General features: G+C 63.7%; 10 protein-coding genes. 7 read left to right on the top strand and 3 right to left on the bottom strand.

The genetic code is table 11. The annotated features are described in order from the left end of the window. Nucleotides 1-4: 4 nt before the first annotated feature. The 3 genes from NKG99_RS14855 (at nt 5) to smc (ending at nt 4976) form a co-directional block, all read left to right on the top strand. Complete coding sequence (locus NKG99_RS14855) at nt 5-505, top strand: DUF721 domain-containing protein (protein WP_352868822.1); 501 nt, start codon at nt 5-7, stop codon at nt 503-505. A 163-nt stretch (nt 506-668) separates the two neighbouring features. Further along, on the top strand, nt 669-1412 hold the full coding sequence (locus NKG99_RS14850; protein WP_352868820.1) for a DsbA family protein: 744 nt from the start codon (nt 669-671) through the stop codon (nt 1410-1412). A gap of 105 nt (nt 1413-1517) precedes the next feature. Further along, nucleotides 1518-4976, top strand: coding sequence for a chromosome segregation protein SMC (gene smc / locus NKG99_RS14845; RefSeq protein WP_352868818.1), 3459 nt, complete (start codon nt 1518-1520; stop codon nt 4974-4976). A gap of 30 nt (nt 4977-5006) precedes the next feature. Here the strand turns inward: smc and NKG99_RS14840 are convergent, their stop codons facing one another. Then, on the bottom strand, nt 5007-7097 hold the full coding sequence (locus NKG99_RS14840; RefSeq protein WP_352868815.1) for an O-antigen ligase family protein: 2091 nt from the start codon (nt 7095-7097) through the stop codon (nt 5007-5009). A gap of 981 nt (nt 7098-8078) precedes the next feature. On the opposite strand from NKG99_RS14840, the gene NKG99_RS14835 reads away from it, so the two are divergent. The 4 genes from NKG99_RS14835 (at nt 8079) to NKG99_RS14820 (ending at nt 21547) form a co-directional block, all read left to right on the top strand. Beyond that, nucleotides 8079-19454, top strand: a complete 11376-nt coding sequence (locus tag NKG99_RS14835) for an autotransporter-associated beta strand repeat-containing protein (protein WP_502913694.1) — start codon at nt 8079-8081, stop codon at nt 19452-19454. Between the two features lie 76 nt (nt 19455-19530). Next, nucleotides 19531-20067: an invasion associated locus B family protein gene (locus tag NKG99_RS14830; protein ID WP_352868809.1), complete on the top strand. Its 537-nt coding sequence runs from the start codon at nt 19531-19533 to the stop codon at nt 20065-20067. Nucleotides 20068-20246: 179 nt separating this feature from the next. Continuing rightward, on the top strand, nt 20247-20906 hold the full coding sequence (locus NKG99_RS14825) for an invasion associated locus B family protein (RefSeq protein ID WP_352868805.1): 660 nt from the start codon (nt 20247-20249) through the stop codon (nt 20904-20906). An 89-nt stretch (nt 20907-20995) separates the two neighbouring features. Continuing rightward, nucleotides 20996-21547 carry a L,D-transpeptidase gene (locus NKG99_RS14820; protein WP_352868803.1) on the top strand — a complete coding sequence of 184 codons (552 nt, stop codon included), beginning with the start codon at nt 20996-20998 and terminating at the stop codon, nt 21545-21547. 88 nt (nt 21548-21635) lie between these two features. Here NKG99_RS14820 and NKG99_RS14815 read toward each other — a convergent pair whose 3' ends face one another. Next, nucleotides 21636-22685: a TerC family protein gene (locus tag NKG99_RS14815; protein ID WP_352868801.1), complete on the bottom strand. Its 1050-nt coding sequence runs from the start codon at nt 22683-22685 to the stop codon at nt 21636-21638. Nucleotides 22686-22926: 241 nt separating this feature from the next. Continuing rightward, nucleotides 22927-24141, bottom strand: a complete 1215-nt coding sequence (locus tag NKG99_RS14810; protein WP_352868799.1) for an acetate/propionate family kinase — start codon at nt 24139-24141, stop codon at nt 22927-22929. Between the last annotated feature and the right edge of the window lie 40 nt (nt 24142-24181).

Below are 24181 nucleotides of genomic sequence, written 5' to 3'. Positions count from 1 at the left end.
GTACATGGCAGGGAGAACGCCCTACGGCAATCCCGTCCCGGTCAGCGATCTCGCGACCAAGATCCTCGATCCGGTGCTGCGCAAGCGGGCCGGCATTTCGATCGGCCTCGTCCAGTCATGGGAAGAGATTGCCGGGCCACGGCTGGCCAGCCACTCGCGCCCCGAAAAAATCCAGTGGCCGCGCCGCATGCATGAGGACGATCCGTTCGAGCCGGCGGTGCTGGTCATCGCCTGCGAAGGCATGGCGGCGCTTCATCTGCAGCACGAGACCGGCGAGATCATCAACCGGGTCAACGCCTTCCTCGGTTTCACCGCCATCAGCCGCATCCGGATCCTGCAGAAGCCGGTGACAGCCGACAAGGGAAGGCGCAGACCGGCCCTCAGGCCGCTGACGGCGGCCGAGAAGACGAAACTGTCGGGGACCGTCGGCCTGGTCGACAATGATGAGTTGCGCGCCTCGCTGGAAAGACTTGGCGCGACCATTATCGGGGAGAGGAAGTCATAGACCCCCTGAAGAACGTCATGGATTTGTCGTCAATATCTCGCATTCGTGATCGCCCTTGTCAGGTTTCGCGATTGGATTGGGGATGGAGATGCCTTAATTCGCGCCAACTCTCGCCTTTTCGTGCCTTTGCATTGCAAAATCCAACCCTTGTCAGGTGATTCGTATGAACCGTCCCCCGTTCGGCCAAAGCTTGTCTCGCAGAAGCGTCCTGTCTTCGCTGGCCGCCATTCCGGCGGTCGCCCTGCTCGCCGCCTGCAGCGACTCCAGCGAGGAAGCCAAGGCCGCGGATGTGAAGCCCGCGAACCCTGCCACTCCCGCGAAGCCCGCCACGCCGGCCGCCGCAACCGCGCCGGAAGCCCAGGGCACCGTGGATATGGCGGAACTGATGAAGCCGGGTGCGCTGCCCGACAAGCAGCTTGGCAAGGACGACGCCAAGGTTACCATCGTCGAATATGCCTCGATGACCTGCCCACACTGCGCGCATTTCGCCGAGACCACCTTTCCGGAACTGAAGACCAAGTACATCGACACCGGCAAGGCGCGCTACATCCTGCGCGAATTCCCGTTCGATCCGAGTGCCGAAGCCGGTTTCATGCTGGCGCGCTGCGCCAAGGATAACTATTACCCTATGGTCGACGTCCTGTTCAGGCAGCAGGCGAACTGGGTTGGCGTTCAGAACACCAAGGATGCGCTGCTGCAAATCTCGAAGCTCGCCGGTTTTACACAGGAGTCCTTCGAGGCCTGCTTGACGGACCAGAAACTTCTGGACGATGTGAGATCGGTCCAGAAGCGCGGCGCTAATGAATTCAAGGTCGACTCGACGCCGACCTTTTTCATCAACGGTAAGACCTACAAAGGGGCGATGTCGATTGAGGAAATGTCGGCCATCATCGACCCTCTGCTCTGATGTCCAGTCAGCACTGAGGCTGCGGCGCTCCGGCGTGCGCGGCTTCTTGTCGTGCCGCGAATTCCTTTTGCAAAACCGCGCAAACCCGCTTAATGGGCGGCGCGAATGAAGTTTTCGCGCCTTCGCCTCCTCGGTTTCAAGTCCTTCGTCGAGCCCGGCGAGTTCGTCATCGAACGCGGACTGACCGGCATTGTCGGGCCGAATGGCTGCGGCAAGTCGAACCTGGTCGAGGCGCTGCGCTGGGTGATGGGCGAAAGCTCCTACAAGAACATGCGCGCGTCCGGCATGGACGATGTCATCTTTTCCGGCTCGGGCACGCGCCCGGCACGCAACACCGCCGAAGTCACGCTTTTCCTCGACAACAGTGATCGCTCGGCGCCCGCGGCCTTCAACGATGCCGACGAATTGCAGGTGTCGCGCCGCATCGAGCGCGAGGCGGGCTCGCTTTATCGCATCAATGGCAAGGAAGCGCGCGCCAAGGACGTGCAGCTTCTGTTCGCCGACCAGTCGACCGGCGCGCGTTCGCCGTCGATGGTCGGTCAGGGCCGTATCGGCGAACTGATCCAGGCCAAGCCGCAGGCGCGCCGCGCCCTTCTCGAAGAGGCGGCCGGCATTTCCGGCCTGCACACCCGCCGCCACGAGGCAGAACTGCGGCTGAAGGCGGCCGAGCAGAACCTCGAACGGCTGGACGACGTCGTCGGCGAACTGGAAAGCCAGATCGAAAGCCTGAAGCGCCAGGCGCGCCAGGCCTCCCGCTTCAAGAACCTGTCGGCCGATATCCGCAAGGCCGAAGCAACGCTCTTGCATCTGCGCTGGACGCTGGCCAAGACCCAGGAGGGCGATGCGCGCTCGGCACTTGCCGTTGCCACGGCACTTGTCGGCGACCGTGCCGCCGCACAGATGGCCGCCGCCCGCGAGCAAGGCATCGGCGCTCACCGCCTGCCCGATCTGCGCGACGCGGAAGCCGCCGCGGCCGCTGCCTTCCAGCGCCTGTCGATCGCCAAGTCGCAGATCGAGGAGGAAGCCGGCCGTATCCGTGCCCGTCAGAGCGAACTCGAGCGCCGGCTGCAGCAACTCGACGGCGACATCGCCCGTGAGGAGCGCATGGTTCGCGACAATGCGGACATCCTCGAACGCCTGCGCACCGAGGAAGCCACGCTCAATTCCGAAAATGCCGGTGCCGCCGAGCGCGAGGCGAGCACCCGCGCCGCCTTCGAACAGGCGGCATCGACGCTTTCGCAAAGCGAAGCCAAGCTCGCCACGCTGACCGCCGAGCGGGCAGAGGCCGCCGCCGCGCGCAACCAGATCGAACGGACGCTGCGCGACACCGCCGAGCGCCGCGACCGCTTCGCGCGTCAGCTTGCCGACGTCGACCGCGAATTGTCGGAGATACTCTCCAAGGTCGCCGGCCTGCCGGATCCCGCCGAGAAGCGCGTGCTGGTCGAACAGGCCATGGCGCTGCTGGAGGAAGCCGAGGCTGCCGTATTGGAGGCCGAACAGTCGGTTATCGATGCCCGCGCCACCGAAAGCGCTGCCCGGCCGCCGCTTCAGGATGCCAGGGCCGAGCTGGCGCGGATCGAGACGGAAGCGCGTACGCTGGCCAAGATACTCAATGCCGCCAGCGGCGACCTTTTCCCCGCCGTGCTGGAACAGATCAGCGTCGAGCGCGGTTTCGAGACGGCGCTTGGTGCGGCCCTTGGCGAAGACCTCGACGTGCCGCTCGACCGCAGCGCGCCGGTGCATTGGGGCGAAAGCGGAATCCAGCCCGGCGACGCGGCTCTGCCCGAGGGCGTCAGGAGCCTTGCAAGCGTGGTTCACGCCCCGGCACAGCTCGCCCGCCGCCTGGCGCAGATCGGTATCGTTGTATCAGGCGATGGCCGCCGCCTGCAGGCCCTTCTTGCTCCCGGCCAGCGGCTGGTCAGCCGCGAGGGCGCGCTGTGGCGCTGGGATGGCTTGACCGCCAGTGCCGACGCACCGACCGCCGCCGCACAGCGGCTGGCGCAGAAGAACCGGCTGGCCGAGCTCGATGCCGAGGCGATACAGGCGACGCTTGTCCTGCGTCAGGCCGAAGAAGCGTTGGCGCAGGCCGAACAGGCGCTTCGCCTGGCGAGCGAGGCCGAGCGCAATGCGCGCCAGGCCGGTCGTGAAGCCCAGCATCGGCTGGACGCTGCCCGCAATGCGCTGGCTGAGGCCGAACGGGCCGGCGGCGAATTGCAGAGCCGCCGCGCCGCACTGGATGAGGCGCGTGCGCGCATCGTCGACAGCCATGAGGAGACCTCGGCGGCCTTCGCCGAGGCGGAAATGCTGCTGCAGGACGCGCCCGATCTCGGCGACCTACAATTGCAGCTCGAACAGTCCTCGGCCAATGTTGCCCGCGACCGCGCCACGCTTGCCGATGCGCGTGCGGTGCACGAGGGTCTGCGGCGCGAAGCCGAGGCGCGCGCGCGCCGGCTCGATGCCATTGGCGCCGAGCGCGGCAACTGGCTGGAGCGGGCTGAAAACGCCTCGACACAGATCGCATCGCTTGGCGAACGCAAGGCCGAAGCCGAGGCCGAACGCGAGCGGTTGGCGGATGCGCCCGATGAAATCGACGCCAAGCGGCGCGCGCTGCTGTCGCAGCTCACCGAGGCCGAGACTTTGCGCAAGGCGGCGGCCGACCGTTTGCAGGAAGCCGAGAACCGGCAATCCGAACTGGACAAGGCCGCCACCGGCGCCATCCAGTTCCTGGCCGAGGCGCGCGAGACCCGCGTTCGCGCCGAAGAGCGGCTGACCGCGGCCGACGAACGTCGGCTGGAGGTCGAGGCACGCATCCAAGAGACGCTGAACACGCCGCCGCATCTGGTCATCCGCCATACCGGTCTGGAGGCTGACAGCCCGATGCCTGATATGGCCGAGATCGAGCGTCAGCTCGATCGGCTGAAGATCGAGCGCGAACGGCTGGGCGCCGTCAACCTGCGCGCCGAGGAAGAGCAGAAGGAGCTTTCCGACCGGCTCGAGGCGATCGTGTCGGAACGCGAGGACATCATCGAGGCGATCCGCAAGCTCAGGCAAGCAATCCAGAGCCTCAACCGCGAAGGCCGTGAGCGGCTGCTTGCCGCCTTCGACGTCGTCAACAGCCATTTCCAGCGGCTGTTCTCGCATCTGTTCGGCGGCGGCACGGCGGAGTTGCAGCTGATCGAATCCGACGATCCGCTCGAGGCAGGCCTCGAAATCCTGGCCCGCCCGCCCGGCAAAAAGCCGCAGACCATGACGCTGTTGTCCGGCGGCGAGCAGGCGTTGACGGCGATGTCGCTGATCTTCGCGGTGTTCTTGACCAATCCGGCGCCGATCTGCGTGCTCGATGAAGTCGACGCCCCGCTCGACGATCACAATGTCGAGCGCTTCTGCAATCTCATGGACGAAATGGCTGCCACCACCGAGACGCGCTTCGTCATAATCACCCACAACCCGATCACCATGGCCCGCATGAACCGGCTGTTCGGCGTGACCATGGCCGAGCAGGGCGTCAGCCAGCTTGTATCGGTCGACCTGCAGGCCGCCGAAGCGATGCGCGAGGCGAGCTGACTCGTCGCGCGCCACGCCGGCCCGTCTGGCCTAGAAATAGGTTCGCGGCGCGACAAGGTTGTTCTGCTGGCGAACATAGAAACAATAGAAGCCGAACGCCGCGGCGAACCACATGAAAGCCTCACCCATAGCCAGCCGGTTGTTTGAATTGGTAAGGATGGTTAGGGCGAAGAAGACCAGTGTTGAGATGTAGCAGGACCATGCGGCCGGAGCGATAAGCTTGGCCCGCATGGCCAGCAGAACCTGCCTGGCCGACCACGTGTAGAGAAAGGCGAAGAACGCCAGTCCGACCACACCATAACGCACGGCAATCTCCAGATAACCGTTGTGGAAGACGTTGAAGATCATGGGATGATAGGTTCTGTGCTCCCATTCGGTCAGCCAGCTGGAACTGGCTCCGAAGATCGGGTGGCGTTTCCAGATCTCGATCGCGTCCGCCCACAGCATCAGCCGTTCCTTGGCTGCAAGTGGAACCGTATCGCTCGCGATGGCGCGGTCGAAGGCCGGGAGGACGCCATGCCTCAAGACATCCGGAACCAGGGCCTTGGCGAAGATCATGGTGTCGCCGGCGGTGGACGAGAAGATGTTGTGTGTTGCTACAACGCCGGCCGCCACGATCGCCAGAACGCCACCCGAAACCAACAGTTCGCGGCGATGGCCTCTCGCCAGGGTCATGACCGCCAACAAGAGCAGGACCAGCGCAAGCGCAAGCCAGACACCCTTTGACCGCATCCCAATGATGTTGACGAGGGCAAACAGCAGGATGGCTGTCGACAGCGCCCAATGCAGGTTCTTGGTTGCTTTCCTCAGGTCCGTTCTTTGGGCTGTGTATGCCATGAATTGTAGCGTGCAAAGGAAGATGAAACCGGCCGCCACCGACGCGTGGATAGGATTGTTGAAAAGCCGCGGGGTCGGTTGGATGCCTTGAAACATGTCCGAATAGAAGGTGTCCGCCGCCAGGAAGACAAGACTGAGGATCATGAACCAGAGGACGAGCCGCGCGGGCTGCCTGACAAACAGCAGAAACGCGAAGCCGGTCGTCGCGTAGAACAGCGGAAACATGTAAATGCCTTCGGCGCCACCCAACTGGTGGGTGCCGAAATAGACGATCGCCAGTCGGATGAAGACATAGAGCGACCAACCTATGCACAGACCGCCGACCCAACCGATCAGCGGTTTGCTGTAGGTCCACAGGTCCACCCTGAACCAGCGGACGACTGCGACCAAGGCCAGCGCCAGCCCCGCATAGCGGTAGGTGTCGGCCTCGCGCCAGACCGCGGAGACCAAGGCGAGAATAGCGAGTGCCGCAAGCAACAGAAGCAGGGTGTTGCGCGGCGCGGCGCCCCTGGCATAATCCGGGGTTTCTCGCGGCAAAGGGGGCCGCAGCAGGACGTGATGCAGGCGGCGCAGCTCGTCGCTGGCCCGCAACGCCCCGGCGCGTAGCCGGCTCGGCCCGCCAAGCCTTGCGAATTTGTAGCTTCCCGAGGGACCGGCTATGCCGGAAATCTTGCTGCTGGCGGCGAAGCCAAGCACGTTTTGGCGGACCGAATAGACTTTCAGGCCGGTATCCCAAAATCGTTCGAGTGCGACGTCCCATGGCATTTTCATTACGGCGAGCGCCGACAACAGTCCCCGCGCCCCCTCCCGCGTAACCAGATAGGCGGCCGCTGAGCCTTGCGGGCCATGCAGCGCGCGACCGATCTCGTCGCCTTCCGTCGTCTCGACGGCGCGCATGAAGAAGCTCATGCGATGGTTGATCAGCTTGATGACGTCGAAATCCGGGACCGCCGCGATGATGGCCTCGATGCGCGGTATGGTGTTTTCGCTGAAGAGGACGTCGTCCTCGACAATCAGGCCATGAGCGCCGCCGCTGGCCAGGAACGTTTCCAGCGCTTGGATATGGCTGCGGTAACAGGCATATTCGCCGGGCAGAATGTCGCGCCCGCTTAGCTTGCGCGCGGTTGGAAGATCGATCTCCGTCCATTCCTCTTTGGCAAGCGCACGGCCGTCGATGGCCGCAATGCGCTGCAAGGTCAGGCCGGCCGCCTCGGCGCTGGCGACCAATTCGCTCCAACGACCGGTCTCGCGATCGAGGTTGATGGCGAAGATAGGAAGGTTCATTGAAGTTCCATGTTGAGCCGCCACCCCTCTTGGTCGATTCTTCGACGACCTTGTATGGAAAAGAGGGAGATGTTCAATACTATTCAGACCATGTGCAAAGTGACGATCCCCGTTTGCCGCGATTTGCACTGGGAGGCTCGAGCCACTCCAAACCCCTTCGGGCCAAAAGTGTTACCCCCATGTCTCCGGTATAAACCGTAACCCATGTGTCCGGAACGGACCTAAAGGGATGGCTGGGGTTCTTGGAAGCTTTTCGAACTTTTTGGGGTCGTGTCCCCGCCGGGATTGCATGCGCTTATGGGAGAAATTCGGATATCAGATTCGATTTTAGAGAAATTTGACCAGACATCGACTCTTTATCGCGTCCCTCCCGTGTCGTGACGTCAGTTCCAAACCTCCTGTTGGTTTGACGTGCTTAGCGGTGGCTTAGCACTTCATGGTCGGAATTTGAGTCCAGAGTTGGCGCGGCTTGGAACCAACATCGTCCGCATTGCCCCAGAAGGTCCCACGAACGAATTCCGACGGTGTGGATTTAGCGGTCGTATGCGGGTCTGTTTGATAGGGCTGATGGAGCGTTGTCGGCACAATAATAGAATTCCGCACATAGTTTCCGTACACGAACAGCTCTTGATCCGCTGATTAAACCTGCACGGAGAACGGTCGTTTTCCGGACCTCGGTCGATGCCATTTTGAACTCCTAGTCGACCCCGCCACGTCTCGGCTTGCGGAGCCGTTACCGCGTTCGTTTTGTGGCGACCGTGGCGCGGATGCGACACTGATCAGAAAATTAAGATGCTCTCAATAATATTTGGCAGTAGTTCTCAACTTGTGGACAATTCTCAGTTACAGAGTGTGAGTCGGCGAGAATGCGAATGTATAATAACATTAGCAACTCATAATACTTAGGCGGGGTAAGTTATAGTGGAATTGCTCGGCGGCGAGACGGTTCAACGCCTTTCTCAATTCGGCGAACGCACTGGAATATCCGGCTTTCGGTTGCATGGAAATCCGAGGGGCAACAGCACGGCATTGGATTCGCGCATCTTGCGCGGTGGCCGCATGACCAAGTGCAAGGGCGAAGCTGCAAGCTATGCGCCAAATGTGGCGCATCTCGTCTCGACTGTCGCACGCAAGTGGGGCGCCCGGCTTCTGCCGGCCGCGCTGCTGATGGGACTTGCCGCAGGTTCGGCCAGTGGTGCCGACAGATACTGGGATCCCAACGGCACGGCAGCCAACCGCGGCGGCACGGGCATATGGGACACAAGCTCGTCTTTCTGGAGCCCCAACGGGGATGGCGTCAGCGGCCCGTACACCATCTGGAGCAACGCCGCGATCGATAATGCCATTTTCGGCGGACTCAACGGCACCACCGCCACGGTGACGCTGAACACGCCGATCATCGCGCACAACCTCACCTTCGATCTCAACACCACCTATACGCTGACCGGCAGCACGCTGACGCTCGGCGGCGCGACACCGACGGTCACCACCGACGGCACCGCCACGATCAATTCGATTCTTGCCGGCAACGCGGGGCTGACCAAGGCGGGCGCCGGCGTCCTGACCCTCACCGGCGCCAACACCTTCAGCGGCGGCGTGAACGTCGCTGCGGGCACCTTGAGCGTCAGCGGCGATTCGTCGCTTGGCGCCGCGGGTAACGCCATCAATCTGTCCTCGGGTGCCACTTTTCGAAGCACCGGCGCGCTAGCCGCTGGCCGCGTTGTTACGCTGCTCTCCGGCTCCTCCGCGATTGGTGGGGGCGTCGGCTCGGCCCACATCACCGGGACGGGTGGCTTTTCCCTGGTCGCAGCGACGACGCTGAGCGACAACACCAACGATTTCACCGGGGCTGTAGGGACCGATGGCTCCAACCTGTCCTTCACATCGATCGGCAATCTGGGCGAGGCGAGCGCCCTGGGAGCGGCGACCACGGCGGCCAATGGCGCAGTCTCCGTCCGCAACGCTTCCGCCATCTATCTTGGCAGCGGCAATACCTCAAACCGTGGCTGGAACATGGCGCCCAGCACCGGCTCCTCGGCTCTGAGAAACCAGGGAACCGGCACGCTAACGGTTACCGGAGACATAATCGCGGGGGGAGGGTATGACGCGTCCGTCATTCTGGATGCGCAGACCGCTGACCTGGCGCTGCTTGGCGTCATCAGCAGCAACCGTGCAACCCGGCCGTTTGTATTCAGCGGCGGCGGGACAAACCGCAGCATTACACTGAATGGTGCCAACACCTTTGCCGGTGCCGTCACGATCCAGGCCGTCACCCTTAGGGCAAACGCACTGGCCGACCAGGGCACCGCGAGTTCGCTGGGGACCGGTGCCGGCGTCGGGACCATCTCGCTCAACAACGGCGCGCTGTCCTATATCGGCACGGGGAGCAGCACCAATCGCGGGCTTTCGATCAATGGCAGCAGCAGCGTCCTCAACGACGGTACGGGCGCGCTCACTCTCAGCGGCGCGGTCGCGTTCAATCCTGCGGCTCCTGCCGACACCTTCACCCTTGGCGGCAGCTTCGCAGGCAGCAACACGCTTTCGGGGGTGATTTCCGGCGCCGGCAACCTGGTCATGAACGGCGCCGCGGGAAGTATCTGGCTGCTCAGCGGCGCCAACACCTATGTTGGGACGACCACCGTTACATCGGGCACCTTGCAGGCCGGCAGCAGCCAGGCTTTCGGCACGCCGAATGCAGTAACCGTCAATGGCGGTACGCTGGACCTCAACACGCACGATATCATGGTCACCTCGCTTGCGGGAACGGGCGGCAGCGTGGCGCTCAACGGCGCCGACCTGACGGTCAACGGCGCTGCCAGCACGAGCTATGCCGGCAGCATCACCGGCACCGGCGGCCTCGTCAAGCGTGGCACGAGCGCACTGACGCTGACCGGACAAAGCACTTACACCGGAGGCACGACGATCAATGGCGGCTCGCTGGCGCTGAATTTCGCCGCCCCAGGAGCACCGGCAAGCGACATCATCTCGAACGCGTCGACGCTCGACATGGCCGGCGGCACGCTCACCCTCACCGGGGCGACGGGCCTGGCGAACAGTCAGACTTTCAATGGGCTGAACGTCACGGCAGGCAACAACCGCATCGTTGCGACCTCCGGCGCGGGTGGCAGCATGACGTTGAACCTCGGCGCGCTGACGCACACGGGCGGTCTGATGGACTTCACGCTGCCCACCAGCGGCGCCATCACCACGACCAACGGCGATGAAGCCCTGGGATGGGCGACGGTCAACGGCACGGACTATGCGCAGGTGCAGGCGAGCACCATCACCGCCTTCACCGCCTATGCGAACAAGGATGACGCCAGCACCTGGGCGACCGGCGACGTCGTCAGCGATGCTGGAGGAGCGGCCAATACCGCCTTCTTCAACACCGTCGCCGGCAGCGTCCGGCTCGGCGGCCTCAAATATACCGCGGCCGCCGACTCCACGGTCACCGTGGGCGGCGGCAACACGCTAGGCGTGGACGGCACGATCATCGTCGCCTCCAGCGTCGGCAATGCCAGCCAGACGATCACCGGCGGCTCGCTCACCGGCAGCGCCGGCGGCGGCACTGTCGGCGTCCTTCACAACGGCACCGGCAGCGGCACGTTCACGATCGCATCGGCGATCGTCGACAATGGTGGCGCCACCGGCTTCATCAAGGGCGGCATCGGTCGCGTCTCCTTGACCGGCGCCAACACCTACACCGGTGGAACGACGCTCAGCGGTGGCACGCTCGTCGTCAACAGCGTCGCCAATGGCGGCGTGGCGAGCAGCATCGGCGCATCGTCGGCGGCCTCATCGAACCTGGTGATCGAGAGCGGCACGTTGGAGTATACGGGCGGCACGGCGACGACTGATCGCGGCTTCACGCTGGTGAACGGCGGTCCGTCGCGCACGATCCAGGTCGACAATGGCGGCGCCAACCTGACTTTCGGTGGCGTGGTCGTCGGCCCGGACGACGCCAGCCTGACCAAGACCGGCTCGGGCACGCTGACGCTCGCGAACGCCGCCAACACCTACACCGGTATCACGACGGTATCGGCCGGCACCCTGTCGGTCAACGCGCTGGCGAACGGCGGCGTGGCAAGCGGCATCGGCGCATCGACAGCGGATTCCGCGAACCTTGTGCTCCAGGGCGGCGGCGGGCTGCAATATACGGGCGTAACGGGCAGCAGCGACCGCGGTTTCACGCTGGGGACTGGCAATGGCCGGATCGGCGTGAGCGATCCTGCCGCCACGCTGACGCTCAGCGGCACGGCGATCGGTTCTGGCGGGCTGATCAAGGAAGGCGGCGGCACGCTGCTGCTGTCCGGCACCAATCTCTACTCGGGCGGTACGACGATCACCGCCGGCGCACTGCGTGCGGGTTCGGTTCAGGCGTTCGGCAGCCAAACCGCACTGATGACCGTCAATGCAGGCGCGACGCTGGATCTCGCCGGATTCGCAAACAGGGTCGGTGCACTTGCCGGCGGCGGCTCCGTCGTCCTGGGTTCGGCCACGCTGACCTCGGGCGGCGCTAGTGGCACTTTCACCGGCGCGATCAGCGGCAGCGGCGGCTTCTTCCAGACGGCCGGCGGCGTCCAGACGATCGTCGGCTGCAACAACAGCTATACCGGCGCCACTTCAGTAAGTGGTGGGACGTTGAGCGTGGACTGTCTCGCCAATGGCGGGCTTGCCAGTGGCATCGGCGCGTCGAGCAGTGCTTCCGCCAATCTGGTCCTGAATAACGGCAACCTGATCTACACCGGCGGCAGCACAACCACCAATCGCGGGTTCACGCTGGGCGGGACTGGAACCCTCACGGTTAACAATCCCGCCGCCACGCTTCAATTCAGCGGCGCGGTTGGAGGTACAGGGCTGTTGCAGAAGGCGGGCACTGGTACCTTGGTCCTGTCCGGCGCCAACACCTACACCGGCGGCACGTCCGTCACCGCGGGGATCTTGCGCGCCGGCTCGACCAGCGCCTTCGGGTCGGGAGGGGTCGCGCTCTCAAACACCGCTGGTGTCACACTCGATCTTGCCGGCTTCAACAACACCGTCGGCTATCTAAACGGGGGCGGTGCGCTCGGCGGCAACGTCACGCTCGGCACGGCGACGCTGACGCTGAACTGGCCTTCCGGGACCGCCAGCTATGCTGGCGCCATCAGCGGCAGCGGCGGCCTCGTCAAGAATGGTGCCATCACCCAAATTCTCACGGGTTGTAGCAGCAGCTATACCGGCAGCACCACGATCAACGCTGGCGTGATCGAGGCTTCATGCCTGGCCAATGGCGGCAGCAACAGTGCGATCGGCGCTTCCAGCGCCAGCGCAAGCAATCTGATCCTCAATGGCGGAACCCTGCGCTACACCGGCGCGGCCGGAAGCACGGATCGCCTGTTCACGCTCGGCGCCTCGGCCGCAAGCAGGCTGGAGGCTTCCGGCACGGGTGCGATCGCGTTTACCGGCACCGGGCCGATCGGGTTCTCGACTGCCAACACCAGTCAGACGCTGACGCTCGGCGGCACCAATACCGGCAATAACAGCCTGGCCGCGCGGATCACCAACAATGGCGCGGGCGTGACGTCGCTTAGCAAAGACGGTCTCGGCACCTGGATTCTCAACAACCCGAGCAGCAGCTATACCGGCGTCACCACGATCAATGGTGGCGTACTCGGGGTGGACAAGCTCTCTAATGGCGGCATCGCGAGCAGCATCGGCGCGTCGTCGGCCGCCGCGTCCAATCTGATCATCGGCAACGGCTCGACGCTGCGCTACACCGGCGCGGGCGACATCACCAACCGCCTGTTCACCCTTTCGGCCGGCACCACCTTCGTCGAATCCTCGGGCACGGGCGCAGTGGTCTTTACCGACACGGGACCGGTGACCCTGGCGGGCACCAACCAGGCGCGCACCATCGCGCTAGGCGGCACCAACACCGGCAACAACACGCTCGCCGGATCGATCGGCAATGCCGGCACCGGCATCACCACGCTGGCCAAGAACGACAGCGGCACCTGGGTGCTGACCGGCAACAACACATTCACCGGCAACACCGTTATCAACAACGGCAATCTGATGATCGGCAATGGCGGCACGTCAGGCAATGCCGGCGCCGGCAATGTGATCGTCAATGCCCCGACCTCGACGCTGTCGATCAACCGCAGCGACACGTTCAACTTCACGGGAACGCTGAGCGGGCCCGGCAGCCTGGCGCAGATCGGCACCGGCACCACGGTGCTGACCTCGGCCGGCAACGCCATCGGCGCGACCAGCATCAGCGCCGGCACGCTGCAAGTGAACGGCGCTCTGGCCACCGCGACGATCGCCATGACCGGCGCCGGCACGCTGACCGTGAACGGCACCGTGCAGGCACCCGGCGCCACGCCTTCGACGGTGACCGGCGACGCGGGGGCGAGCACGATCAACGTCAATGCGGGCGGCACGTTGCAGGCCAATGGCGACCTCGGTGGCGGCAACGACGTCGTCAATGTCAGTGGCACCCTCAATACGGGCGCCGCCGCGCTGAACCTTGGCGCCGGCAACGATACGCTGGTGCTCAATGATACCGCCGTGTTGAGCGGCACCGGCGTCAATGCCGGCACTGGCGGCGAGAGCGGAACCGGCGACACGCTGCAGGTGAACACCGCCGCAGGCCGCACCCTCGATAGCGCCAACGTCACCAGCTTCGAGAGCCTCCTCAAGCAAGGCTCGGGCGCATTGATCCTGACCGGCAATCAAAGCTACAGCGCCGGCACGACGATCCAGGCCGGTACGCTGCAGGTCGGCAACGGCGCGGCGGCCGGCGCGCTCACGACGCCAACCGTGACGAACAACGGCACGCTCGCCTTCAACCTGAACAGCGCCTACACCTTTGGCGGCGCGATCTCGGGCAGCGGCGTGGTGAACAAGCTGGGCACCGGGGTCACGACGCTCACCGGCACCAACAGCTATACCGGCGCGACCAACGTCAATGCGGGCACCCTGCTCGTCAACGGCAACCAGTCGAGCGCGACAGGGCTGACCTCGATCGCCAGCGGGGCGACGCTGGGCGGCACCGGCATCATCGGCGGCAGCGTCACGGTCGCCGACGGCGGCGCCATCAATCCGGGCGGCGTCGGCAATGCCGCCGGAATCCTGACGATCAACGGCAGTCTTGCGCTCAACGACAGCTCGGCCCTCAACTACAATTTCGGCCAGGCGAATGTCGCCGGCGGCGCGTTCAACGACCTGATCAATGTCGGCGGCAATCTTACGCTGGATGGCCAGATGAACATCACGACCAGCCCCGGCGGCACGTTCGGCCCTGGCCTCTATCGCGTCATGAACTACAATGGCGCGCTCACCAACAATGGCCTGACCGTCAGCGATCCGAACTATTTCGTGCAGACCTCGATCGCCAACCAGGTCAATCTGGTCAATTCGGCCGGCCTGACGCTGAGCTACTGGGACGGCGACGCCGGGCCGCATTCCAACAGCATCGTCAATGGCGGCAACGGCACCTGGCAGGCGGCGGGCGACCAGAACTGGACCGACGACACCGGCGTCTTCGCCGCGCCGTTCGCCAATGCCAGCTTCGCCATCTTTGCTGGCACCGCGGGCACGGTGACGGTCGACGACACCAATGGCCAGGTTCAGGCCGTGGGCATGCAGTTCGCCACCGGCGGATACCTCGTCCAAGGCAACGACCTCGCCCTGGTCGGTCCGACATCGACCATTCGCGTCGGCGACGGTACGGGCGCCGGAGCAGCCTACGTCGCGACGATCAATTCGAACCTGACCGGCAACACCCAGCTGGTGAAGACCGATCTCGGCACGCTGGTGCTGGCCGGGGCCAACAGCTACACCGGCGGCACCGCCATCAACAGCGGCACGCTGCAGGTCTCCAGCGACGCCAATCTCGGTGCCGCGGCCGCAGCACTCAGCTTCGACGGCGGCACGCTGCGCAACACGGCGTCGCTCAGCTCGTCGCGTGGCGTTACGCTCAATGCCGGCGGCGGCACTTTCGAAACCGATGCCGATCTTACCCTGTCGGGCCTGATCGGTGGCGCCGGTGCGCTCACCAAGACCGGCAACAGCGCGCTTGTTCTGATGGCGGACGAAACCTACACCGGCGGGACGACGATTTCGGCCGGCACGCTGCAGCTCGGCAATGGCGGAACCTCGGGTTCGCTGATCGGCAATGTGCTCGACAACGCCGCGCTCGCCTTCGACCGCTCCGATACATTGGTGTATGGTGGCGTAATCTTCGGCACGGGCACGGTGAACCAGATCGGCACCGGCACGACCATCTTTACCGGCGCGAACACCTATACAGGCGGCACGACTATCTCCGCCGGCACGCTGCAGCTTGGCAATGGCGGCACCTCGGGATCGCTGATCGGCGATGTGCTCGACAACGCCACGCTCGCCTTCGACCGCTCAGACACCTACACTTTTGCCGGCCTTATCTCGGGCACCGGCGCGGTTGAACAGATCGGCGGCGGCGTCACGATCCTGACCGGCAACAACAGCTACACCGGCGCGACCAATGTGCGCGAGGGCACGCTCATCGTCGACGGCGATCAGTCGGCGGCAACCGGTACAACGACGGTCGAGGCAGGCGGCGTGCTTGGCGGCATCGGCACGGTTGGCGGCGACGTCGCGGTGCTGGATGGCGGCGCGCTGAACCCGGGCGATGTCGGGGCGACGCCGCAGACGCTGACGATCAACGGCGACCTGACACTCGGGGCCGCTGCAACGCTCAACTACAATTTCGGCCAGGCGAATGTCGTGGGCGGCGCGTTCAACGACCTCACGGTCGTGCACGGCGATCTCGTTCTCGACGGTCAGATAAATGTCGCCGAGACGCCCGGCGGCAATTTCGGCCCGGGCATCTACCGCATCATCAGCTACGAGGGGACACTCACAGACCTCGGCCTTTCCGAAAGCTTGCCCAACTACGTGGTGCAGACCTCGATAGCCGGCCAGGTGAACCTGGTCGACATTAGCGCAATGACGCTGAACTTCTGGGACGGGGATGCCGGTCCCAAGAACAACAACCTTGTCGACGGCGGCAACGGCACCTGGCGTGCCGCAGGCGACGACAACTGGACCGAGCAGGCGGGCGACATCAACGCACCGTTCTCCAATGCGAGCTTCGCCATCTTCGCTGGCGCCGCGGGTACGGTGATCGTCGACAACACCACCAACGGCCAGGTGCAGGCCGCGGGCATGCAGTTCGCCACCAGCGGTTATGTGATCCAGGGAGAAGACATCGCGCTGATCGGGCCGCAATCGACCATTCGCGTCGGCGACGGAACGTCCGCCGGTGCGGCCTACGTCGCGACCGTCAATTCGAACCTGACCGGCAACACCCAGCTGGTGAAGACCGATCTCGGTACGCTGGTGCTCGGTGGGACCAACAGTTACACCGGCGGCACCGCGGTCAACAGCGGCACGCTGCAGGTGGCGAGCGATGGCAATCTGGGTGCTGCGGCTGGAGCAGTCAGCTTCGACGGCGGCACGCTGCGCAACATGGCGTCGTTCGGCTCGGCCCGTGGCGTTACGCTCAATGCCGGCGGCGGCACCTTCGAAACCGATGCCGATCTGACACTGTCGGGCCTGATCGGCGGCGCGGGCGCCCTCACCAAGACCGGTAGCAGCGCGCTCATTCTCACTGGCGACAATACATATTCCGGCAACACGACAGTTTCCGCCGGCAGCCTGATCGTCAACGGCAACCAGGCGGTGGCCACCGGCCTTACCAGCGTCAACAGCAGCGGCACGCTGGGCGGCACCGGCACCATTGGCGGTAATGTCACGGTTGCCGATGGCGCCACACTGTCGCCGGGCGGCGCCGGCGGTGGCGTCGGCACGTTGAACATCCTTGGCGACCTGTCACTGAGCGGCGGCTCAACAATGAACTACAGCTTCGGCCAGGCCAAGGTGGCGGGCGGGGCTCTCAACGACCTGACCACGGTCGGCGGCAACCTGGTGCTCGACGGCACGCTCAACGTGTCGGTTTCGCCCGGCGGCACATTTGGCCCCGGCGTATACCGGGTGTTCAGCTACAACGGTGCGCTGACCGACAATGGGTTGTCGATCGGAACGATCCCATCAACGGACTACTTCGTCCAGACGGCAATCGCCAACCAGGTGAACCTCGTCAATACAGAAGGGCTGACACTGAACTACTGGGACGGCGCTGCTGGTCCGAAGTTCGACGGCGTCGTCAATGGCGGCGACGGCGCCTGGCAGGGCTCGACTGGCAACGACAATTGGGCCGACAGCACAGGCGCGGTCAATGCGCCCTTCTCGGACGGCTCCTTCGCCATCTTCGCAGGCGCGGCGGGCACGGTGACGGTGGACAACGGCCTCGGCCAGGTGATGGCTTCCGGCATGCAGTTCCTCACGGACGGCTATCTCATCCAAGGCGGTCCGCTTGACCTCGCCGGCGGCTCGACATCGACCCTCCGTGTCGGCGACGGCACCGCGGCCGGAGCCAGCATCACCGCCACCGTCGCCTCGCGGCTGACCGGCAACACCCAGCTGATCAAGACCGATCTCGGTACGCTCGTGCTCACCGCCAGCAACAGCTACACCGGCGGCACGGCAATCAATGGTGGCACGCTGCAGGTCTCGACCGACGCCAATCTCGGCGATGCGTCCGGCGATCTCGCTTTCAATGGCGGCACGCTGCGCACGACGGCAAGTTTCAACAGCGGCCGCGCGATGAAGCTTCTCGGCCAAGGTACGGTGCTGACCGACGCTGGCACGACGCTGACCTGGGATGGGACGCTGACCGGCGCCGGCACCCTGACCAAGAGCGGCACGGGGACCATGGCGATCACCTCGGATAGCTCGGGCTTTGCCGGCACGACCTCGATCGACGGTGGCACACTTTCCGTCTCGGGCAGCCTGTGCGGCACCGTCAATGTGAACTCGGGCGGCCGGCTCGAGGGCACCGGCACGGTGTGCGACACGAACAACTTCGCCGGCGGCACCATCGCGGTCGGCAATACAGGCGTGCCCGGCACGCTGACCGTTGCCGGCAACTATGTTGGCAATGGCGGCACGCTGGAGATCGAGAGCCAGCTCGGCGGCGATGCTTCACCGACCGACAGGCTCGTGGTCACCGGCAATACGTCGGGCACCACCGATCTGAAGATCACCAATCTCGGCGGCGGCGGGGCGCAAACCGTCGAGGGCATCAAGGTGGTCGATATTGGCGGGACCTCCAACGGTACCTTCAGCCTGGTCGGCGATTATGTCTTCCAGGGCGATCAGGCGGTGGTGGGTGGCGCCTATGCATACCGGCTCTACAAGAACGGTGTCAGCGCGCCGACGGACGGCGACTGGTACCTGCGCTCGGCGCTTATCAATCCGACCGGCCCGCAGGGACCGCTCTACCAGCCCGGCGTGCCGCTGTACGAGGCCTATGAAGGGGTGCTGCAGAGCTTCAATGAATTGGGCACCTTGCAGCAGCGCATCGGCAACCGATCGTGGGGCGAGGGCGCGACGCCGGAAGGTGCGGACCTGCCAGGCCAGGGCCCGGTCGACGGCAAGGCAATCTGGGCGCGCATCGAGGCAGCTCACGCCAAGATCGAGCCGGAGACGTCGACCACCGGCACGAACTATGACGTGACCACCTGGAAGCTTGAGGCGGGCGTCGATGGCCTGCTGCACGAAAGCGAGGCCGGTATCCTGATCGGGGGGATCACGGCCCACTACGGAACCGTGTCGTCAAACGTCTCCTCGATCTATGGGGTGGGGTCGATCGCCGCCACCGGCTATGGCGTCGGCGGCACGCTCACCTGGTTCGGCAACAGTGGCTTCTACGTCGACGCCCAGGCTCGGGCGACGTGGTATGACAGTGACATCCGGTCGGCCACGCTGGGCACCACGCTTGCGGACGGCAACGACGGTTTCGGCTATGGCCTGAGTCTCGAGGCCGGACAGAAGATCGCCCTCAACGACAAATGGTCGCTGACGCCGCAGGCCCAGCTTGCCCATTCGTCGGTCGACTTCGACGCGTTCACCGACCCGTTCGGCGCCGTCGTGTCGCCCGGCAGCAGCGACAGCCTTGTCGGCCGTCTCGGCCTCTCCGCGGACTATGAGGACCAGTGGGCGGATGCCGCAGGGCAAGTGAGCCGCACGCATATCTACGGCCTCGCCAACCTCTACTACGACTTCCTCGACGGAAACGATGTCGATGTGTCGGGCGTGAAGCTGGTCAGCGAAAATCAGGCGCTGTGGGGCGGTGTCGGCCTCGGTGGCTCGCTGAGCTGGGCGGACGGCCGTTACTCTGTCTTCGGAGAGGGGAGCATGCGCACAAGTCTCCAGGATTTCGGCGACAGCCATGTCATAGGCGCCAAGCTCGGATTCAGCGTAAAATGGTAAGACAGCCTGTGTGGCTGATAGTTTCTGCAGTGTATGGCGGGTTGGCGCCGTCTTCGCCACGCGATAGGAGATGTTTGTGAAGAGATACTGGTCCGCGGCACTGGCCGCAATGGTCGTCGTTTCCGCGGCCGCGTCGGCGCTTTCGCAGGAGCAGCCTGCATCACCTTTGCCGGGTGGAGCATCGTCTCTGCAGGAAACCTACCAGGATTGGCGGCTCGGTTGCCAAAGCGTCGCGCCGCAGCCGGCATGCTCCATTTCGCAGGAACAGGCGCAACAGAACGGCCAGCGAGTGCTCGCCATCGAATTGCGCAAGCAGGGCGACGATGCCTTGTCCGGCAATCTGGTCTTGCCCTTCGGCCTGCAGCTCGATGCCGGCGCCATCCTTCAGATCGACGACGGGCAGCAGGACAAGCCCTTGCGGTTTTCCACCTGCGTGCCGGGCGGATGCCTCGTGCCGCTCAGCTTCGACGCGGATCGGATTGCCGCCCTTCGCAACGGTACGGCGCTGCGTGTGAAGGTGCAATCCACCGATGCCAAGGAGATAGCCCTGACTATCTCCTTGAAGGGATTTCCGGCGGCATTCGACCGGCTGCAGGTTCTGGGGAAGACGTAGGCGTCACGGCGGCGCGACGTGAGATCGGGTGCAAGAACTGCACACTAAATTTCTCTCTCTCATTTCCGTTCTTGCGATGGCGTAGCCGAGCTTCCGCTTGGCGTGCCTTTTGGAGGCGTTTGCCGCACGATGATTTGCGCTAGCGTATCCACTGCTCGTCTCCGGCGCGTTCTACATGGATGAACAATGAATATAGGTCCAGCAGGCTCTTTGACGTGCGGGGGAAACACGAAGGCAAACGACGTCGCACCTTCCGCTTGCCGCCCTATTCCACCAATGACGGACCGCCGGAATTAGTAGTATCTAATATACGTAATGCACTACGGATTGATCGGGCCATCGCTTATACCGTCTGGTTTGACGAGGCCAGGAGAAGCATGCGGCGCAGGGAGCGCGGGGTGACATCGAAGTGTTTGGCCACAGCGAGAACTTTCTCACCCTTTCGGCTGATGGATAGTGCGGCCTCGTGCAATTGGTCCGGTGTCAGGAAGACGGGCCAGAGGGTTTTGCTGATCGTGTTCAACCGGAACGGCAAGGACAAGCCGCCGCTGTCGGGGACAATCATCGCGCCGTTTGGTCTTGATTTGCAAGCGGGACTGTCGCTGCTGATCAAGGAGGATGTCTATGTCAAGACATCCTACAAGACCTGCCTGCCGCAGGGTTGTGTCGCACCGATCGCCGCCAATGGGGAGTTCGAGGAAGCGTTGCGGGCGAATGAAAAACTAAGCGTCGCCATGACGGCATCCGACACCGGTCAACCCGTCAAGCTGGACGTCTCGCTCAAGGGATTTGCCCAGGGCCTCGACCGCCTGGCGGCCCTGTCCGCACGGGACGAATAGCTAAAATGGCATTAAAAAGGATTGCAGCTTCCTGGATATCGCTCGCAGCAGCTTTGCCCATCCTTGCTTCTTGTTCGACACCAGGGCTGATGGATCCTGGTCTTTCCAAGAGCGAGCTGGAAAGCCGCCAGCGGGCCTATGCGAACGAAGCCTATCTAGTGAAGATCGTCGACAGACGCAAGTTTGATCCCAGCCTCAAGCCCACCATCGTGGCCGCGCCAGCCGGATACAGCGCGGGCACGGTCGTCGTCGATACCGGCCACAAGTTTCTTTACCTTGTCGGTTCGGACGGGAAGGCCCATCGCTATGGGATAGCGGTGGGTGCAACGGGTCATGCCTGGTCGGGCAAGGCGGTCATCGGCCGCAAGGCCGAGTGGCCAGCTTGGTATCCCACCGATGACATGCACGCGCAGACACCGCAATTGCCGCGGCGGATAGAACCGGGTCAGCACAACCCCCTGGGAGCCCGCGCCCTCTACCTCTACCAGAACGGCGTCGACACCCTCTACCGTATCCATGGCACGTCAGAACCGTGGACAATTGGAACCGAGGCGTCCTCCGGCTGCATCCGCATGCTCAACGAGGATATCATCGACCTTTATGACAGAGCGTCCAATGGCGCCACTGTCGTTGTCCTGTAGGATATTCCCGCCCTGGAGAACGAACGGATACTAGGCCGTCGGACGCGAGTCGACACGGACGAGCATGGCAAAAATCCAGCTGATGAAGTCAGAAATCATATCTGTTTCCTTGCTGTTCCTTGGCTAACGGTGTTCGTCCTTGCAGCCCCGGTCGCGCAGACTGTCGCTGCTGATCCCGCGTCTTGACAAGACTCCAGACCACGCCGGCGCCGATGATCGCAAAGGTAATGACGAGCGAGAAGGCGGCCGGGAACTTTTCAAGGCCCAGGAGATCGGCGACGAAGATCTTCGAGCCGATGAAGATCAGAACGATAGCGAGTGCGGGCTTCAGGTAGCGGAAGCGGTGGATCATCGCCGCAAGCGCGAAATAGAGGGCGCGAAGGCCGAGGACCGCAAAGACGTTCGAGGTGTAGACGATGAACGGATCGGTTGTGATCGCGAAAATCGCAGGGACGGAATCCACGGCGAATATGACGTCGGCCACCTCGACCATCACCAGCGCCATGAAGAGCGGCGTGATGAACCAGCTCGCCTGGCCCGTCCCGGGATTTGTCTTTTTGACGAAAAACCGTTCGCCGTGGTGTTCGTCGGTGACGTTAAAGCGATTGCGCATGAAGCGGAGGAGGACGTTCTTCGACAGGTCGGGTTCTGCCTCCTTGACGATCAGCATTTTGATGCCGGTGATAATCAGGAATGCGGCGAAGATATAAAGAACCCAAGCGAACTCGGCGACCAGCATCGCGCCGACACCGATCATGATGGCCCGCAGCACCAAGACACCGAGGACGCCCCAGAAGAGCACCCGGTGTTGGTAGATGCGCGGCACGGCAAAGAATGAGAATATCAGGGCAATGACGAAGACATTGTCGAGCGCCAGCGTCTTTTCGACGACGAAGCCTGTCAGATAGGCGAGGCCGGCGTCGGAGCCGAGATACCACCATACCCAGCCACCGAAGGCGAGCCCGAGCGTGACATAGAGGCCGGAAAGCATCACGCTTTCGCCGACGCCGATTTCCTTGTCTTGCCTGTGAAGAATTCCAAGGTCGAGCGACAGAATAGCGATGACGAGGACAAAAAAGCTCGACCACATCCACAGCGGCGTTCCTAGCCACTCGACGAACAAAAATGAGAAACTCAAGGGCAGTCCCCTGTCGGCACGAGCTGTCAGAAAATCGGTCCGACATCGCAAGAGTACGAGGCTCTCACCAGAGGGGCCCGGACCAGCGGGTTGGTACCCACTTGGGATTCATTTTCTGGCGATCAAGGGTCCGGCGGGACTTTTATTGGGGCCGGTATTGGGGCCGGAAGCTTCTTCCGGCTGTCTCGTGACGGCGGCTTCGCCCGTCGCGGCTTCCGCCACGCCGGAGACTGGAAGCATGTCAGTGTCTCCTCTGCGATGGCAGGGCAAAGCTTGCCCGCCTCGGCGAAGGCGCAGAGAGTAGCTGGCTGGCAACGGCTCTCTCTTCATCGGTAGGGATTACAAGAACCTCGACGCGTGAATTGGCAAGGCTGATGATCTCCTCGCCTCTTCGGTTCTGGTCATGATCGATACCGACGCCAAGCCAGCCGGCAGCAACTCCGATCTTTTCCCGGATCGATGGCGCGTTTTCACCGATGCCGGCGGTAAACACCACCGTATCAAGACCTCCAAGGGCAGCGGCCAGCGATCCGATCTCGCGCCCGATGCGATAGACGAATAGATCGACGGCCTCGGCGGCGGCAGGATCGTCCGAGCCGATGAGCGTCCGCATATCTCCGGATATACCAGACACGCCGAGCAGGCCGGACTGCTCATAGAGAAGCGTGACCAGTTCGTCGGTCGGCAGCTTCCAGTCTTGCAGGAGATGAAGGACGATCCCCGGGTCGAGCGCGCCGCAACGCGTGCTCATGATCAGGCCATCCAGCGTCGAAAACCCCATCGTCGTCGCAATGCTTCGTCCGGCGTCCATAGCGCACACGCTGGCGCCGCTGCCGAGATGGGCGACGATTGCCCGGCCGCCGGCGCCAGCGCCATAGCGGTCGCGCAGCCGCGAAGCGATGTGGCTGTAGGACAAGCCGTGAAAGCCATAGGAAACGATACCCGCCTCGGTCATCGCGCGTGGAATGCCGTAGATCTTCGCAAGGCTCGGGCGGGTTGAATGAAACGCTGTGTCGAAGCATCCGACCTGCATGGCTTGCGGGAGGAGGTCGGCAGCCAGTGCCACAATTTCGAGATTGATCCGCTGATGGATCGGCGCTAACGGCTCGAGTCGGGCGAGTGCGTCGAGCGCCGGCGCATCCAGAAGCGTCGCTTGGGTGAAGTCGCGGCCGCCATGAACGATCCTATGCCCCACCCTGTCTATGCGGCGCAGGAGATCGCGGTCGGCAAGGAGGGAGACTACGGAAGTGAATGCTTCGCCGATATCGATCGGTCCATCGCCCAGGCTCCTGAAGATCTTCGGCCTGTCACCCGCGGCCTCGGCATTCAGTTGCGGATGTCCGCCAAGCGAGGCGATGTTGCCGCGCAGCAGCGGGGGGAGGCCGTCGCGTGCCTCGAAGACAGCGAACTTCAGGCTGGAGGAACCGCCGTTCAGGACGAGGATAGCGTCGGTCATGGGGCCGTCCGATGTGCTGTAAACGCAGTTCGATGAAGAC

Source organism: Mesorhizobium sp. M1409, from assembly GCF_040317535.1.
GTDB lineage: Bacteria > Pseudomonadota > Alphaproteobacteria > Rhizobiales > Rhizobiaceae > Mesorhizobium.
Note: the sequence above shows the minus strand (reverse complement) of the source record. Positions and strands in the feature narration are given on the sequence as shown.

Excerpts from the sequence above, each read along its gene's own strand:
- NKG99_RS14855 (WP_352868822.1), top strand. The coding sequence starts at position 5 with ATGGCAGGGAGAACGCCCTACGGCAATCCCGTCCCGGTCAGCGATCTC.
- NKG99_RS14850 (WP_352868820.1), top strand. The coding sequence starts at position 669 with ATGAACCGTCCCCCGTTCGGCCAAAGCTTGTCTCGCAGAAGCGTCCTG.
- smc (WP_352868818.1), top strand. The coding sequence starts at position 1,518 with ATGAAGTTTTCGCGCCTTCGCCTCCTCGGTTTCAAGTCCTTCGTCGAG.
- NKG99_RS14840 (WP_352868815.1), bottom strand. The coding sequence starts at position 7,097 with ATGAACCTTCCTATCTTCGCCATCAACCTCGATCGCGAGACCGGTCGT.
- NKG99_RS14825 (WP_352868805.1), top strand. The coding sequence starts at position 20,247 with ATGAACAATGAATATAGGTCCAGCAGGCTCTTTGACGTGCGGGGGAAA.
- NKG99_RS14820 (WP_352868803.1), top strand. The coding sequence starts at position 20,996 with ATGGATCCTGGTCTTTCCAAGAGCGAGCTGGAAAGCCGCCAGCGGGCC.
- NKG99_RS14810 (WP_352868799.1), bottom strand. The coding sequence starts at position 24,141 with ATGACCGACGCTATCCTCGTCCTGAACGGCGGTTCCTCCAGCCTGAAG.